Genomic DNA, 15,672 nt, shown 5'->3' on the forward strand with positions numbered 1-15,672 from the left:
GCACAATCAGAGTGCCTCAATCTCTTTCAGCCACATCTCCGCAGAAGCATCGCTCGGCATACGCCAATCACCCCGCGGACTGATGGAGATGCTTCCCACTTTAGGGCCATCCGGGAGACAAGAGCGCTTGAACTGCTGATTGAAGAAACGATGGAAGAAGATCCGCAACCACTTTTTAATCACATCTTCCTCATAGACGCCCTTAAAGGTGCGTGCTGCCAGGAAAAAGATTTTGGAAGGACGGAAGCCACAACGCAAAAAGTAATAGAGAAAGAAATCATGAAGTTCATAAGGGCCCACCAAATCTTCTGTAATCTGCTGAATATTTCCGTTATCATCTGCCGGAATCAATTCCGGACTGATGGGAGTATCTACAATATCAAGTAACGTGATGCGTGAAGATTCATCCACACCATTTTCTGCCACCCACTTCACCAAATGTTTAACCAAAGTCTTAGGAATGCTTCCATTCACACCGTACATGGACATGTGGTCACCATTGTAAGTGGCCCACCCCAACGCCAACTCAGAAAGATCGCCTGTGCCGACAACCATCCCCCATGTCTGATTGGCAATATCCATCAAAACCTGCGTGCGCTCCCGTGCCTGAGAATTCTCATAAACCACATCGTGTACATTGATGTCATGATTTATATCCTTGAAATGCTGAACGCAGGCCTCTTTGATACTGATTTCACGCACCGTCACTCCAAGAGAATTCATCAGATTCACGGCATTGGCGTGGGTACGCCCCGTTGTACCAAAGCCCGGCATGGTCACACCTATAATATCCTTACGGAACCACCCAAGTTTGTCAAAGGTTCTCGCACATACTAACAACGCCAACGTAGAATCCAGCCCACCGGAAATACCCACCACTGCACTTTTAGCCTTGGTATGCACCAGACGCTGCGCCAAGCCTGATACCTGGATAGAGAATATTTCCTCACAGCGTTCGTTCAAAGCTGCCCCAGAGGGAACGAATGGATGGGGATCCAAAGTACGTGTCAGATTCAAATCCTTACTATTAACGTATTCCGTAGAGATACGTACCGGAAACTCGGAAGCACAATTGGCGCGACAGGCGGCAAACGTAGTATTTACTCGGCGCTCCATACGCAAATGCTCTACATCTATCTCACTTATCACAACTTGTTCCTCGAAGGAGAATCGTTCACTTGCTGCTATCAACATGCCATTTTCGTAAATCAGTCCATTTCCGGCAAACACCACATCCGTTGTAGATTCGCCGAAACCACATGAACTGAAAACATACCCCGCAATGCAACGAGCCGATTGCTGACTGATGAGCGACCGCAGATAATTATGTTTTCCGATACCTTCGTTATCTGCTGACATATTGAACAAAATCTCAGCACCCTGCAATGCCAAAGACGAACTTGGTGGAATGGTGGCCCACAGATCTTCGCATATCTCAATACCGAAAGTTGTGTCTGCTGTTTCAAACAGCAGGTTTCTTCCCATCGGAACAATTTGTCCGCAGAGACGCACACTATTATCCGGTACTTCGCAAGCGGAAGTGAACCAGCGCTTCTCGTAGAATTCCTTATAATTAGGCAAATAGGTTTTGGGAACAACTCCCAGCACCTTTCCTCTTTGAATAACGACCGCCGCATTGAGCAACACACCGTTCAGGGCAACAGGCATACCAAGTATGGAGATTATATCCATCTGCCGTGTATTATTCAAAACTTGTATCAACCCCATCTCCGCTTCTTCCAACAGAAGTTGTTGGGCAAAAAGATCACCACATGTATATCCGGTAATACACAATTCTGGAAAAACCATAATTTGCACACCTTTTCCATCGGCGATAATAATCTCTTTTTCTATCTCCGAAACATTATATTTGCAATCTGCCACCTTAACACGGGGTACAGCCGCCGCCACTTTCACATATCCGTAATTCATAAGGATGTTTCTAAATTTATATATTCTGCTGCAAAAATACTCCAATTTATCTACAAAGCCAAAACAAACAGGCATTTCCCTCATTATGCATCGAGCCACAAAGTATCATAACCTCACCACAAGGCATTTTGAAATCAAAGAAAAGAAGTAGCCCATTACAAGTTTAGTAACGATTTTTAAGACATTAAATAAAAAAAGAACGTAAATTCTTTGGAGAACAAAAAGAAGCAAGTATCTTTGCAAAAGAAATAAAAATGGAATGATTACAGATCTTAGTCTAACCGGTAAGATGGACGCCATCAAACGATTACAGAGCCACAGTATAAAGCCTTCATTACAAAGGATAGCTATCATGAGCTATCTAATAGAACATCGTACGCATCCTACGGTGGATGAAATATACACAGCATTGGCTCCAAGTATTCCAACTCTATCGAAAACCACAGTGTACAACACCTTAAAGCTGATGAGCGAACAGGGAGCTGCACAAACTTTGACTATCGATGAACGGAATACATGCTACGATGCAGACACCACACCTCATGCACATTTTTTGTGCAAACATTGCGGAAAGGTATATGACCTGCCAGGTACATCCCTTTCCAAGCAAGTAGAAGACATTGATATAGACGGTTATGAGGTACAAGAAATTCATTATTACTATAAAGGTATCTGTAAACACTGCCTTGAAGAAGAACATTTGATTACAATAAAGAATAACTAATTCAACTGATTTAAAAATTTGATTAAGATGAAGAAATTTAGATGTACTGTCTGCGGTTACGTATATGAAGGAGACGCAGCTCCCGAAAAATGTCCTTTATGCAAAGCTCCTGCCAGCAAGTTCGTAGAAGTTGTAGAGGAAGAAGGCGGTTCCCTTTCTTTCGCCGACGAACATGTTATTGGCGTAGCCAAAGGCTGCGATGATGAAATGATCAAAGACCTGAATAATCACTTCATGGGTGAATGCACAGAAGTAGGTATGTATTTGGCAATGAGCCGCCAAGCTGACCGTGAAGGTTATCCTGAAGTTGCAGAAGCTTTCAAACGTTATGCTTGGGAAGAAGCAGAACACGCTTCCAAATTTGCGGAATTGCTGGGTGACTGTGTGTGGGATACAAAGACAAATCTTGAAAAAAGGATGAATGCCGAATCTGGAGCATGCGAAGACAAAAAGCGCATTGCTACGCGCGCCAAAGCATTGAATTTGGACGCTATCCACGACACCGTTCATGAAATGGCAAAAGATGAGGCTCGTCACGGCAAAGGCTTCGAAGGTCTGTACAACCGCTACTTTAAGAAATAATCCTTACCATATTTATACAAAAGCGTTTTCCCTGAAAGGGAAAACGCTTTTTTTATACCTCCTCCTGAAGAAAGATATTTTTTTCCTTACTTTTGATGTCACGTTTATCAATCCCATCCGTCTTACTTGCAGAAATGGAACTTAAAGAATTTAAAATAACCGTTCTTCCACTCCGTGCCAAACTTCTGAACTACGCACGAAGACTTACCTACGAAACGGAAGATGCAGAAGATGCCGTACAAGAGGTATTGCTCAAATTGTGGAGTCGAAGGCTCGAACTGGAGCAGTTTCACAGTATCGAAGCATTTGCCATGACTTTGACACATAACATCTGCATAGACATGTGGCGAAGCAAACGTGCCGATATCCTACCTCTGGATACAGTGCAAGCAACAACTCCTGGAACTCCGGAACGATTATTAGAGATAAAAGATGAAATCCGTCTGATGCAGAAGATCATAGATTCACTACCTCCGCTTCAACGTTCCATCATGCGGATGAAGGATATCGAACAATATGAAACGGAAGAAATAGCGCAGATAACCGGATGTGGTGCTGAAGCCATTCGCAGCAACTTGTCAAGAGCAAGAAAAAAAGTGAGGGAAATTTACCTTCGAACCGTACAAGAAAGAAAAAGGAGAAACGAACCATGAAAATAGATGAATTATTAAACAAATATTTCGAGGGAGAAACATCCTGTGATGAAGAACGCAAATTGCGCAATTTCTTTTCTCAAGAAGAAGTACCGGTATATCTGGAGATGTATCGTCCTTTATTCACTTATCTGAACCAGGAAATAAAAATCGCAGAGGGGACATCCTCCAAAATTATCCTCCAAAGGAATATTATCCGCCGACACCACATTCTCTGTACCCTTAGCGGCATAGCTGCCGGAATCCTCCTATTAGTCGGCATAGCCAAGGCGTTGTTTCCTTTGCCTGACAACTATGTCATCATCGATGGAAAACGCTATACTGACGAAAAGCTGGTGGAAGCTAAAGCACTGGAAGCTTTGCAAAATGCCGGTTTTACAGATGAGGACCTAAGTAACCTACTATTTCAACATTAATAAATAAAACTGAGTTATGAAAATAGCTATATTTACTTACCTGCGTAATTTCTGCCTTTTGTCCTTTTTACTATGCCTGTCCACCTCCGTCGGAGCACAAGAAGGATTACGAATTGCGGACCTGTTCAATAAGTATGGAGAGCAAAAAAATGTAACCAGAGTAGAGTTGAACGGCAGTATCTTGAAATCATACCGTATGACCACATACAAAAGCCTTGTATTCAAAGATGTCACCCCGTGTCAGCAAGAGATACAGCAATGTATAGCACATGATAAGAAAACCGATATCAAGAAAGCTCAGGAAGTTATGGAAAGTGGTATTTTACGCAGTGCCTATTACCAGTTGAAAGAGATAGACCGTAACGGAAAAAGACTGAACCGATACATTCTTTTCAAAACAGGTAAAGGGCTAATGGCAACTCTGATTTACATTGAAGGTTTCCTCAGCGAAAAGGAAATGATGGATATGCTTTATAGACCGCAATAACATTAAAAATATATATGAAATGAAAACCAAAACATCAATCTTAATTTGCCTACTGGCAATGCCAGTAAGTTATCTTGCAGCCCAACAGCCAATTGAGCCTAAGCAAAAAGCCACTGTAACAACTCAGGGAGACTCTATCATTATCTTGAAAGGAAAGGGAGATATGCATATCAAGGTCTATGAAAGCCAACTGGAAGAAGATGACATGAAGGAAGTACAAATTTATGAGGGAATCTATCTTGAAAAAGTGGATGCCGATAAACGTACTTTCCTTGATGCCCTACCTTTCATTCCCAAAAAGAAAAGATACAATTCCTACGAACCGCACAATTCCGGTCTATATATAGGATTCAGTAGAATGGCTAACGATTTTCTTTCGTTTGATGCCAACCAACAAGCTAATCTGGACTTGTCCAAATCTTGGGAATTTGGATTTAATTTCCTCTCCGTATATCACAATTTTAAAAAGAACCCACATTGGGGATTGAACTTGGGTGTGAATTGGGGATACCGTTCATTCAGCATAGACGGCAATCGTGCACTTCTGAAGACAGACGGAGCAAGTATCTTGGTGAAAGGTGACGAGGAAACAAATTACAGTAAAAGCCGCCTGCGCCACTTCTTTTTCCGTTTGCCAGTAACTCTGGAGTGGCAGCAAAAGTTAGGCAACTGCAAACGCATATTCTTCAATGCTGGTCCTGAATTCGAAATACGCCACGGGGTGAAATCTTTTTCACAGATCAACGGTGGAAAGAAACAGACAATAGGCAAAGGTATGTATGTAAATCCGGTAGGAATCAACCTTCTGACACAAGTAGGTTATGATAACCTTGGTTTATATTTACGCTATTCAACCTACGGACTATTCCAGAAAGACAAGGGAATCGAAGTGTCTCCCTACTCTTTTGGCATTGCATGGTATTTGTAACTCACCCCTTAAATAAAGAAATCCTCGGAATGAGATTGATACCATTCCGAGGATTTCTTTATACTTTATTATATTCTCTACAACTAATACAATCTCATCAAAAGCGCATACCCAACGTAAACAGCACTTGGCTGCGCGTATTGGTAACCTTAGTAACCTCAGGAATGACATAAGTATTTCCATCCTTATAGGTAAAAGGATAGAAATCTCCTTTCTGAACAGAATACTTGTAGGCTAAATCAGCATAAAGCAGTTTTCCCCTATAACCGATACCCAATGTATAGTTGTTCATGGATTGTAGATTTGTAAAATCCGTATCGCTGTTGACAGATTCTACCGGAAAAACCTTGACCGCATCACTTTTGAATGCAGATGATATGTAATTATATCCGGCACGCAAGGCAAATTGCGGTATAACTTTATATTCAGCTCCCAAACGGAGTGCATGAACACCTTTTAAACACATCTTAGACTCGTTAGTCTGCCATTTCATATTACTCCCGTCAGAATATTTGAATTTTGTGGTAGCATAATCCTTGTATTCGTATTCTGCACCCAAAGCCAATTGGCTACCCACGGTATAACCCAGACTAACGTTGTATGTCCACGGAGTATTCATCTGATATTCAAATTTCAAGTCTCCATTGTTCAGATAGTCATAGCTATCTACTGTAGTTGTAATAGGTTTGTCATATCTAAATAAATCAGAAACCAGACGTGCAGAAGTAGCCCACGTCATCTGATAAAATGTAGGCGTATGCAATGCAAGTCCAAGCCTGAAAGGAGAATCCTCAAACGGACGAAGAATAGCACCTACTTTAAAGTCAAAACCTACTCCGGTCAACTTATTGAAACTTTCAAGAATATATCCCGAACCTGTGCTTTCACCGGAGTTTGTACGGAAATCTTCATCATACAAAGTGTATTTGTTATAATCTACATCACTTATTCCAAGAGTAAAACCCAGATAAAAACGATCATTAAAATTGAAAGCCACATTAAAATTATAATCGTTAATGCCACCGGTTTCTCTGGATTTGAATTCACGCATATAAGCAGTATTTTCGCTGCCAAGTACACTGACATAATGGCCATAATCCAGATAGAGTGGGTTTCCATCCTTATCAGTCAATTGCACACCGTTCTCCTTATATGGGTAATCTGTCTTCTTCGTAGTTATGTCCGGAGCTATCAGTCCACCTTCGTGTCCCAAAGCTGAAAGCCATCCTATTTCATTGTGATTAAAAGGATTATCCTTCCACATATCTTCACCTATTCCATCGGACATACTCGCCATCAAAAATGTCTGTGAGTAACGTCCCAAATTGCCCTCTGTACCCATATTACGGTCAAAAGATTTCACCTTCTGATAATTAAAAGCAAAGTTCACATACCGCAAAGAAGTGCGGTCCCCAATTTTGGTGGAATATACAAAGCCCATATTATCAAAGTTCCAACGGGCTTTGCTCATACTGTATTTATTACTTCCCAGAGTACTTTCCGTTCCTGTCAAAGAATAGCTGGCAGACAGCATCAAGTCATTGCTTCGATAGATACCGATACCGGCAGGATTAGTACCGATAGTAGAAATATCACCTCCCAAAGCACCTAATGCCCCACCCATACCAACAAAGCGAGCAGTACCATTCAAATCTTTGGAAGAGATATTCATCCCATCATATACCGTTTGTGCCATTGCTCCTACACACATACATGTAGCAAACGTAGCCAATATCATTCTTTTTTTCATAATCAATCTATAAATTACATAATACATTCACATTATCTCCTTCTACTGGAACTGCCCCCTCCACTGCTGGAACGCGTGGAACCGCCTCCCGTAGAGTAACCTCCGCTACCAGAGCGCGTGCTGCTTCCAGAAGAAAAAGAAGAACGAGTACTGCTGCTGTTATTGTAAGTCCGGCTACTATTGTAGGAACGAGTATTATTGTCATTGGAATAACTGCGCGTCCTTTCAGTAGAGCTGCCACGATTGTAGCTCGAATTGCTATTACTGCGCGTAGAAGTACCACGTACTGAACTGTTAAATCCGGAAGATTCCACTGAATATCCACGACTGGTAGTAGTACGCGTGTTTTCAACAGCCGATGATGTTCCCACATTGGTACGAGTACTGCTGGGACGCGTATAAGTAGAACGTCTTGAAGAAGATGCATCCATCCTGTTTGACACACCCGGACGATCATAAGAACGTGTTCCTACCACCCGCCGTGTAGTGTTTGATTCACCACGTCTGGTCTGCCAATTGTCCGATCTTGTCACCCGGTCGTCATAACCTCTGCGTACTGTCGTATTGTTTCTAATGCCGGAATAACGCCGATTAGTATATACATCACGGCGTCCTCCTCCCCAATTACCTCCCCAGTAACCTCCACCAGGATAGTAATGATGGTGAGGCCCATACCAGCCTCCACCGTACCAGCCACCCCAACTGAATCCCCAGTTCGAACCATACCAGCCGTAATTATAACCATAATAGGGATAACCTCCCCAACCATAGGAGTTATAACGCCAATTCCACCACAAGCGATTACTGAAAGTAGGAAAAGCATAAGCATACAGACCATCGGTATATACGTTCCACTCCCAAGAGTTCAGACCATAGACTACATCCCAATACATCGGGCTACTGATGCTAATGGCATAACGGGGATTACGGAATCGGATGATGCGGGTAGCATATTCATAATCATCTCGTGAACCTTCAAACTCTCCATTCACCCATTCTCCGTCCAAACCGTCATCTTCTTTCTCGTCAATATAAAGAGTATCATTCGTCTGTGAGAAATCATAACCTTTAGAATCATAACGACGGTTATACTCATCTATATCACGCGTATTTCCTTTACGGTCTTTTACTACAACCGTTGTATTTCCGGTGGTAGAATATACAGTAGTCGGAGCATTACTCTTCACCACCACTGTTTTAGTGGCAGGAGTCTTTTTCTCTTTCTTCACTTCTTCCTTCTTTTTGGAAGGAATATAGTAGAGGTCGTCATCCACGCTCTGTGCCGAGAGCGTCCACGGAAGACACATGGCAAAAAGTGATAAAAAAACAATCTTTTTCATATTCATTTGGTTTATAGATTTACAACTATATATTTATCATATAACAAAGATAATGCCGGAATTTACCTTATTCAGCAGATTTTCCCGAAAGATTGGTAGGGAATCCCCTATTTACATTACCTTTGCAATCAATAAACAAATATACGCAGAATCGGGTCTGTTGCCTATATCCCCCCCTGCATTTAACAAACAATTATATTCCGATGAAATATTTAGAATTTACATTCCGCACCATTCCCTGCACAGAGACTGTCAATGACATACTTTCCGCAGTATTAGGAGAAGTGGGCTTTGAAAGCTTTGTAGAACAAATCGACGGCATTTCCGCTTATATCCAAAAACAGCTTTTCAGTGAAGACAGCCTCAAAACAGTCCTTGCAGAATTTCCCATGCCCGACACACAAGTCGAATACAGCTATCAGGAAGCAGAAGATAAAGACTGGAATGAAGAATGGGAGAAGAACTTCTTCCAACCCATCATCATAGGCGACCGATGCGTTATCCACAGCACTTTCCACTACGATGTCCCCCAAGCAGAATACGATATTGTCATCAATCCGCAAATGGCATTCGGCACAGGACATCACGAAACCACCAGTCTCATTATTTGTGAACTGCTGGACAGCAACCTGCAAGGAAAAGTTCTTCTTGACATGGGGTGCGGAACATCCATTCTCGCTATATTGGCACGCATGCGCGGAGCATCTCTCTGTACAGCCATTGATATAGATGAATGGTGCGTACGCAATTCCCTCGAAAATATAGAGTTAAACCATGTCGATGACATTACCGTCTTTCAGGGAGATGCTTCTTCGTTGGCAGACAAGGGGCCATTTGACGTAGTCATTGCCAATATCAACCGGAATATCCTTTTAGCGGACATGAAGTACTACGTGTCCCGCATGAATCCCGGTTCAGAACTGCTGATGAGTGGTTTCTACATAGATGACATTCCCGTAATCCGTAAAGAAGCCGAACGTAACGGGCTGCACTTTATCCATCATCGTGAAAAGAATCGGTGGGCGGCAGTGAAGTTCAGAAAATGAGCATTTATTCATCCCGTAACGCTTCTACCGGCGATATACGGCTGATGCTGTATGCAGGGATATATACCCCAATCCATGTCACTGCCATCATCACCACATACACCAACAGTGATACTATGCAGAAATGTGCAAAGAAATGGTTGGTCAGGTAAAGGTCGCCGTATCCCGGCACACCGTCATCCAAGGTATAAAATCCTTCATAATAGGCCCACTGGAAATACAAGAAACAACCTGCAAGGACAGCTACGGTTGTCATGATAAAAGCCTCTCCCACCAACATCCGGCAGATACCTTCGGGAGAGGCCCCATAGGATAGGCGGATACCTATTTCCTCGCGGCGGGTCCGCGTATGCAGCCAGAAAGTACCGCTTACAGCCAACAACAAATTTATCATGAAGAAATAGGCCAACGCATACTTCATCCGTATCTCGTTCGTAGCACCTTCCCGCAAATCGCTTTCTCGCTGCACTTCATGAAAGGGAGTCAACTTCATGAATATCAGCGAACCGGACGAGAGATTATCATCTGTCCAAGACATGAACTCCTCTATAAAACGCCCTTCGGAAACACTCGCCTTTGTCCGGAAAAAAATACGCAATCCCCAGTCAAAAGCCCACGAGGGAATCTGCCCTTCATCACCATAAGAAATCAAGCGTACCAGATAGGGCTGCATACTGTTCCGCATCTTAATCGGCTTCATGACTCCTACAACATTAATTTCCGTAGAATCGTACGTGCTGTACACTGTTTGCCCGGTCAAGTCCTTACCTCCGGAAAGTAACACAGCGGCATCTTCCGACATAATCACACTACCCTTGGGAACTTCCAACTTCTCGAGTGTTTCCCAAGTACCATCCTTAGCCGAACGGAAACGCCAGGTCTGGAAAAAGCCGGAGTTCGTAAAAAAAGGAATATACGTCATGCGCGCCCGTACCGAATCTTTAAAGACTTCATTCATATTATTGCCCGGCGAACTGGGATAGGCTCCGGACAGTACGCATGTGGCTGATTCGATGTCCTTATGATGGCGCAATCCCTGCATAATCCGCTCAAAGTCCCGGGCAGGAGCAGAATGCGTATCCGCCTTATTACGCGTCACTTCCAGACGGTAGAGTCCGTCTGAATCGTATCCGTTCGGGATAGACTGGTTGTACTTCAAGACAAACAGAGGGTCGAGAACAGCCCAACTGACTATCGCTATCACCACCAGTTCCAGCATAACCCACAGATTGTGCCGACGGCTGTTCCACAGCAAGTTTATAATTTGTCGTAACATAATTCGTTATTTTTGTCGGTTGAGCGAATAAACAATATCTTTCTTTAAAGCCACGCAAGTAGGTATCAATGCCGAAAACAAATTCAGTACCACACAAACCACAAACGTAACTGTAAATAAGGTAGGATTGAATAGCATATCTGTCGTAATGCTCATCTGCACACTGTCCGGCAACGGCTTCGTTCCTCCGTCAAGCATAGTCAGCAGCCAGCTTTTAGCAAAGTACACCATGCTGAAGGAAAGCATCAGTCCCATGATGCCGCCCAAGCACGTCAGCAAAAGATTCTCCCATATAATCTGAGAGAAAAGACGTTTTCCGGTAGCACCGAATGCCTTTCGTATTCCCATCTCAGGAAGCCTACGCTCCATGCGCGAGGAAATCATTCCTGACAAGTTGAGTGCAGGTACCAACAATAACATCAACAGCCACAATCCCATTTGCCGGACTACCACCAAGAAATCCAGATCATCCATGTCAGTGACATAGAACAATGTCTTCCAATAAAGATAGGGCTGGCCGTGCATTACCAGATGATGATCATCGTGCGGCAGAGTATTGAATTTGCGTACATATTCATCTACCTGCGATTTCACCCGGTCGGCATCTGTTGCCGAGGGCAGAAGAACCGCCACTTGGAAAGGGCCAAGGACACCCCACTGGTTATTATCTCGCACATAGGCAGGTTGGCAGGTATAAGGCAGCCAGACTTGCGAGTAACTCAGCTTCATGGCATAGCTCGGCGACTTCACTACACCACATACGCGGTAATCCGTATAGTTCAGTTTGATATACTCTCCCACAGCATCCCCTTTTCCAAAAACACGACGGGCTATATCTTCCGAAATAACCGCTGTACGCATGCCACTCTGAAAATCAGCATCAGTAAAGGGTTGTCCATACAGAAAGGAGAAGTCAAAAACCTCCCAAAATCCGGTATCGGTAAGTTTGACAAGGGCCGAAAGAGGCCGCTTCACATTCTGCACCTTTACAAACCAACTATCAGCTTCACTTACAGCGGTCACAGCCTCTACTCCCTTCAACGAGTAGAAACAATCCTTCACAAAAGGGGCAGAAAACTTCCACGTGCTGTTCCCACTCGTATCTTTGGTGTACTGCATGTGTGCCGACGACGCTACGAGCATACGACTACGATTGGTCTCGGGATAGATATCCCCTACCTTTATATAGTACAAAACCGCCAAAACCATCACCATAGAGATGGCAAGCCCGGTAGCGACAATATAGAAGCTACTGAACAAAGGTTGTTGTCGAAGCATCATAAAGGATTGTTGCAAGTATCTTCCTATCATATAGATATTTATTCGTTTCCCTATAAGATGCAAAAGACATACCAAAACCGTAACTAACAGATAATCAAATATAAATATAGTATAAACATGTCCGATAATGAACACTTGTCCAATATCGGACAACAAAAAGATACACGCACATTCTTCTAAAATAAAGAGGTGCATGTGTACGACAATAAAGGTCTATATTAGCAAGCTAAAGTTGACCTTTAGGAAGCTAAAGGTCTATACTATGTACAACAGAACTTGATATGAATAAAGAATCGGATGTTATTCCCCTTCAGCAATGCGAGGAGTCTTCAGCGTAAGTCCCAGAAGTTCCTCCATCGTACCGTTGAACACATTCAAATCCACCTCTTTTTCAATGCCGGGTACAGTACCCACATCGGTATGCTGCCAGAAGTGCCATTGGCCCTCATAGCGCACGGAGTCCACATAGTAGTGCGCTATCCAATAGGGATATGTATTGAATATGGAATCGTTGAGGTAACGTTCCTTGAATTTATAGGAAGTATAAAGAATGGGCTTCACGCCATAATGCGCCTCTACCCTATCCAACCATGTCTTGACAAAGACTTTCAGTTCTTGTGGAGATTTCCTTCCGGTAGTCTCCACATCGAGTACGGGAGGCAAGTCTCCCTCGGTAAGCTGCACGGTACGGATAAAGAAATCGGCCTGCTTATTCGCATCCGTTTGCGGAAGGAAATAATGATAGGCCCCCCGGATAAAGCCGTGCTTACGTGCTTGCCCGAAGTTCTGCGTAAACGTATCGTCACCATGGTCACCGCCCTCGGTGGCCTTCAAGAATATAAAATGAATGGGGAACCGGGTCTCCTTGTTATGCACCAGCCTTTCCCAATCAATATTTCCCTGATAATGAGAAATGTCAATGCCATGCACTTCATAATTGCAAGGCATGCAGACACCATATCCTTTCTGTCCGTAGCAGGGCTTCCAACGGTAAGCGTATGGGCGGACAAAGAACCAATAAAATCCGGCAGCGAAGACAAGGATGATGCATGCCGCCAAAAGGTTGCGTAACCATACAGGCATGGTACGGGCTTGCGGCTTCTTCTTGCCACGGACAGACGAACGGCGGGCAGAAGGGCGGCGGGCAGGCGATTTGCGGTGTGAAGCGGTATGGGTTCCGGATGGCATAGTGGCTGATTAAAAAGAAGAACACAAACCACGCAAATTACACAAAGTCTGATTTGCGTAATTCGTGCAATTTGTGTTCTATATTTATGCTCTGTTACAAGATTTATTTAGCTTGTTCCAGTTGCAAAGTCTTGGTAGGCTGATCGCAAACTTCTGTAGGACCGAAATATTGAATAGGGCCCGGATATACATAGTCTGTCTCCATAGCCCAACGTTCACGCTGAGCAGCAAATGCCTTGAAAGGAGCGCCATCCAACTTAACCAAAGCCTTCTGGATAACCGGTTTCATTTCACCGTGCCGGCGTTCCATATTCATCATCATTGTAATAGGTACACCACCTGCAATCCATTCATCGGCAGGAGCAGTAGTATTACGAACAGAAGACATATACCCAGTCTTTCCATTGGCTATCAAGGCAGAGGCCGCATAGCCCAAAGAATAGCAATAATCGGCATCAAAATTAGAGGGAGCAGCACAACGTCCTTCGTAACCGAAGAAGTGATGTTGGGCAGCAAACTTGCCCACATATTTACCTTCTTCTTTCCATTGAGCCAACTTAGTGCCAACCATCTCCGATAACAGTTTCTCCGTTTCAATCAAAGATACCTGTACATTTCCATGAGGATCACGATCCAATGACAATTGGCGAGCCACACCTTCGGGAAGGCTCGCATAGATAGCGGCGTTTTCCGGAGAAAGTTTACGAATAATATAGTCGCGTTGATGAGACTTCTTGATTTGAGAAAATTCTTCTGCATTGGAAGCAAGGAAATCATTCAACTCGGCAATCAGGCGCTTCATGGCAGGAATGAACTCAACCAAACCTTCAGGAATCAAAACCGTACCAAAATTATTACCCTGAGCAGCACGGTCAGCTACCACTTTGGCTATGCTGGTAACGATATCATCCAACGACATATCCTTTGTTTCCACTTCTTCAGAGATAATACATACATTAGGTTGTACCTGCAAAGCACATTCCAAAGCAATATGAGAAGCAGAACGTCCCATCAATTTGATAAAATGCCAGTATTTGCGGGCGGAGTTACAGTCACGTTGAATATTACCGATAACTTCAGAATAGGTTTTACAAGCTGTATCAAAGCCAAAAGAAGTTTCAATCATGTCATTCTTCAAGTCACCGTCAATAGTTTTCGGGCAACCGATTACCTGTACACCATAATTCTTTGCCGCATAGTATTCAGCCAATACACAAGCATTTGTATTAGAGTCATCACCACCAATGATTACCAATGCTTTAATACCAAGTTCTTTCAGAATTTCATAACCTTTCTCAAACTGTTCTTCCTTTTCCAGTTTAGTACGTCCTGAACCTATAATATCAAAACCTCCGGTATTACGGTATTCATCAATGATTTCAGCAGTCAACTCCATGTAATTATGATCAACCAGTCCGCCGGGGCCAAGAATGAAACCATACAACTTACTGTCTTTATTCAGCTTCTTGATGCCGTCAAAAATACCGGAAATCACATTGTGCCCACCGGGAGCCTGCCCACCGGAAAGGATAACGCCTACATTCATAGCAGGAAAATTAGTTGCCTCATCCGTAGGCTCAAATTTGATCAAAGGCATTCCGTACGTATTAGGAAACAGTTTTTTGATATCTTCCTGATTGGCAACGGACTGAGTAGCTGTACCTTCGGCAGCCTTAACAATACCCTTCAGCGCTTTCGGAAGTTTGGGCTGGTAAACAGCCCTTGCAATTTGCAATGCACTTTTAGTCATTTCTCTTAATTATATTAAAGGTGTTAATAAAATCTCGTTTAAAAGCGACGCAAATTTCGCTTTTTTTCAGAAGATATGCAAACGAGAGGAAGAAATTATATTTAAAATGACAATATGCTGTATTTGTATGCTAATTTATTGCTTTTTTACTGAAAAAAGAAAAACAAATCATTGTTATACAGATTTATTATACTACCTTTGCGCCCAAGGTTTGAGTTTTGATGAATCATTATCGCATAGTTCTTCTTCATAATAGATAGTATTAGTAAGCAGTCCTCTTCTTTAATCTTCCTCCTCACTCCCAAATTTATTATTTAAT

The 15,672-nt window shown here is 43.1% G+C and carries 14 protein-coding genes; 7 read left to right on the forward strand and 7 right to left on the reverse strand.

The window, feature by feature from the left end; genetic code table 11:
* Positions 1 to 6: 6 nt before the first annotated feature.
* Positions 7 to 1,932: an NAD(+) synthase gene (locus tag BACHE_RS14195; protein WP_013548399.1), complete on the reverse strand. Its 1,926-nt coding sequence runs from the start codon at positions 1,930 to 1,932 to the stop codon at positions 7 to 9.
* A 289-nt stretch (positions 1,933 to 2,221) separates the two neighbouring features.
* Here BACHE_RS14195 and BACHE_RS14200 point away from each other — a divergent pair, with 289 nt between their 5' ends.
* The 6 genes from BACHE_RS14200 (at position 2,222) to BACHE_RS14225 (ending at position 5,722) form a co-directional block, all read left to right on the forward strand.
* The gene (locus tag BACHE_RS14200) at positions 2,222 to 2,656 is read left to right on the forward strand and encodes a Fur family transcriptional regulator (RefSeq protein ID WP_013548400.1); all 435 of its coding nucleotides are present in this window, start codon (positions 2,222 to 2,224) and stop codon (positions 2,654 to 2,656) included.
* Between the two features lie 27 nt (positions 2,657 to 2,683).
* Positions 2,684 to 3,238, forward strand: a complete 555-nt coding sequence (locus BACHE_RS14205) for an NADH peroxidase (RefSeq protein ID WP_013548401.1) — start codon at positions 2,684 to 2,686, stop codon at positions 3,236 to 3,238.
* A 134-nt stretch (positions 3,239 to 3,372) separates the two neighbouring features.
* Positions 3,373 to 3,891, forward strand: coding sequence for an RNA polymerase sigma factor (locus BACHE_RS14210; protein WP_013548402.1), 519 nt, complete (start codon positions 3,373 to 3,375; stop codon positions 3,889 to 3,891).
* The gene (locus BACHE_RS14215) at positions 3,888 to 4,307 is read left to right on the forward strand and encodes a hypothetical protein (RefSeq protein WP_013548403.1); all 420 of its coding nucleotides are present in this window, start codon (positions 3,888 to 3,890) and stop codon (positions 4,305 to 4,307) included. Before BACHE_RS14210 ends, BACHE_RS14215 begins: the two co-directional genes overlap by 4 nt.
* A 16-nt stretch (positions 4,308 to 4,323) precedes the next feature.
* Entirely contained in the window at positions 4,324 to 4,794 is a 471-nt protein-coding gene (locus BACHE_RS14220) for a DUF6108 family protein (protein WP_013548404.1), read from the forward strand.
* A 19-nt stretch (positions 4,795 to 4,813) separates the two neighbouring features.
* On the forward strand, positions 4,814 to 5,722 hold the full coding sequence (locus BACHE_RS14225; protein WP_013548405.1) for an outer membrane beta-barrel protein: 909 nt from the start codon (positions 4,814 to 4,816) through the stop codon (positions 5,720 to 5,722).
* A gap of 97 nt (positions 5,723 to 5,819) precedes the next feature.
* Here BACHE_RS14225 and BACHE_RS14230 read toward each other — a convergent pair whose 3' ends face one another.
* On the reverse strand, positions 5,820 to 7,472 hold the full coding sequence (locus tag BACHE_RS14230) for an OmpP1/FadL family transporter (RefSeq protein WP_013548406.1): 1,653 nt from the start codon (positions 7,470 to 7,472) through the stop codon (positions 5,820 to 5,822).
* 32 nt (positions 7,473 to 7,504) lie between these two features.
* Positions 7,505 to 8,812 carry a hypothetical protein gene (locus BACHE_RS14235; protein ID WP_041579877.1) on the reverse strand — a complete coding sequence of 436 codons (1,308 nt, stop codon included), beginning with the start codon at positions 8,810 to 8,812 and terminating at the stop codon, positions 7,505 to 7,507.
* A gap of 203 nt (positions 8,813 to 9,015) precedes the next feature.
* Between BACHE_RS14235 and prmA the strand changes: the two genes are divergently transcribed.
* Positions 9,016 to 9,858 (forward strand): 50S ribosomal protein L11 methyltransferase, encoded by an 843-nt coding sequence (gene prmA, locus BACHE_RS14240; RefSeq protein ID WP_013548408.1) that lies wholly within the window; start codon positions 9,016 to 9,018, stop codon positions 9,856 to 9,858.
* A 4-nt stretch (positions 9,859 to 9,862) separates the two neighbouring features.
* On the opposite strand, the gene BACHE_RS14245 is transcribed toward prmA, so the two are convergent.
* The 4 genes from BACHE_RS14245 to BACHE_RS14260 form a co-directional block, all read right to left on the reverse strand.
* Complete coding sequence (locus BACHE_RS14245) at positions 9,863 to 11,134, reverse strand: ABC transporter permease (RefSeq protein ID WP_013548409.1); 1,272 nt, start codon at positions 11,132 to 11,134, stop codon at positions 9,863 to 9,865.
* Positions 11,135 to 11,140: 6 nt separating this feature from the next.
* Positions 11,141 to 12,445 carry an ABC transporter permease gene (locus BACHE_RS14250; protein WP_013548410.1) on the reverse strand — a complete coding sequence of 435 codons (1,305 nt, stop codon included), beginning with the start codon at positions 12,443 to 12,445 and terminating at the stop codon, positions 11,141 to 11,143.
* Between the two features lie 270 nt (positions 12,446 to 12,715).
* On the reverse strand, positions 12,716 to 13,603 hold the full coding sequence (locus tag BACHE_RS14255) for a glycoside hydrolase family 25 protein (protein ID WP_013548411.1): 888 nt from the start codon (positions 13,601 to 13,603) through the stop codon (positions 12,716 to 12,718).
* A 103-nt stretch (positions 13,604 to 13,706) separates the two neighbouring features.
* Positions 13,707 to 15,353 (reverse strand): diphosphate--fructose-6-phosphate 1-phosphotransferase, encoded by a 1,647-nt coding sequence (locus tag BACHE_RS14260; protein WP_013548412.1) that lies wholly within the window; start codon positions 15,351 to 15,353, stop codon positions 13,707 to 13,709.
* Positions 15,354 to 15,672: the final 319 nt, after the last annotated feature.

Origin of the sequence: Bacteroides helcogenes P 36-108 (genome assembly GCF_000186225.1) — a bacterium.
GTDB classification, from domain to species: Bacteria; Bacteroidota; Bacteroidia; order Bacteroidales; family Bacteroidaceae; genus Bacteroides; species Bacteroides helcogenes.

Excerpts from the sequence above, each read along its gene's own strand:
- BACHE_RS14195 (WP_013548399.1), bottom strand. The coding sequence starts at position 1,932 with ATGAATTACGGATATGTGAAAGTGGCGGCGGCTGTACCCCGTGTTAAG.
- BACHE_RS14200 (WP_013548400.1), top strand. The coding sequence starts at position 2,222 with ATGGACGCCATCAAACGATTACAGAGCCACAGTATAAAGCCTTCATTA.
- BACHE_RS14205 (WP_013548401.1), top strand. The coding sequence starts at position 2,684 with ATGAAGAAATTTAGATGTACTGTCTGCGGTTACGTATATGAAGGAGAC.
- BACHE_RS14210 (WP_013548402.1), top strand. The coding sequence starts at position 3,373 with ATGGAACTTAAAGAATTTAAAATAACCGTTCTTCCACTCCGTGCCAAA.
- BACHE_RS14215 (WP_013548403.1), top strand. The coding sequence starts at position 3,888 with ATGAAAATAGATGAATTATTAAACAAATATTTCGAGGGAGAAACATCC.
- BACHE_RS14220 (WP_013548404.1), top strand. The coding sequence starts at position 4,324 with ATGAAAATAGCTATATTTACTTACCTGCGTAATTTCTGCCTTTTGTCC.
- BACHE_RS14225 (WP_013548405.1), top strand. The coding sequence starts at position 4,814 with ATGAAAACCAAAACATCAATCTTAATTTGCCTACTGGCAATGCCAGTA.
- BACHE_RS14230 (WP_013548406.1), bottom strand. The coding sequence starts at position 7,472 with ATGAAAAAAAGAATGATATTGGCTACGTTTGCTACATGTATGTGTGTA.
- BACHE_RS14235 (WP_041579877.1), bottom strand. The coding sequence starts at position 8,812 with ATGAAAAAGATTGTTTTTTTATCACTTTTTGCCATGTGTCTTCCGTGG.
- prmA (WP_013548408.1), top strand. The coding sequence starts at position 9,016 with ATGAAATATTTAGAATTTACATTCCGCACCATTCCCTGCACAGAGACT.
- BACHE_RS14245 (WP_013548409.1), bottom strand. The coding sequence starts at position 11,134 with ATGTTACGACAAATTATAAACTTGCTGTGGAACAGCCGTCGGCACAAT.
- BACHE_RS14250 (WP_013548410.1), bottom strand. The coding sequence starts at position 12,445 with ATGATAGGAAGATACTTGCAACAATCCTTTATGATGCTTCGACAACAA.
- BACHE_RS14255 (WP_013548411.1), bottom strand. The coding sequence starts at position 13,603 with ATGCCATCCGGAACCCATACCGCTTCACACCGCAAATCGCCTGCCCGC.
- BACHE_RS14260 (WP_013548412.1), bottom strand. The coding sequence starts at position 15,353 with ATGACTAAAAGTGCATTGCAAATTGCAAGGGCTGTTTACCAGCCCAAA.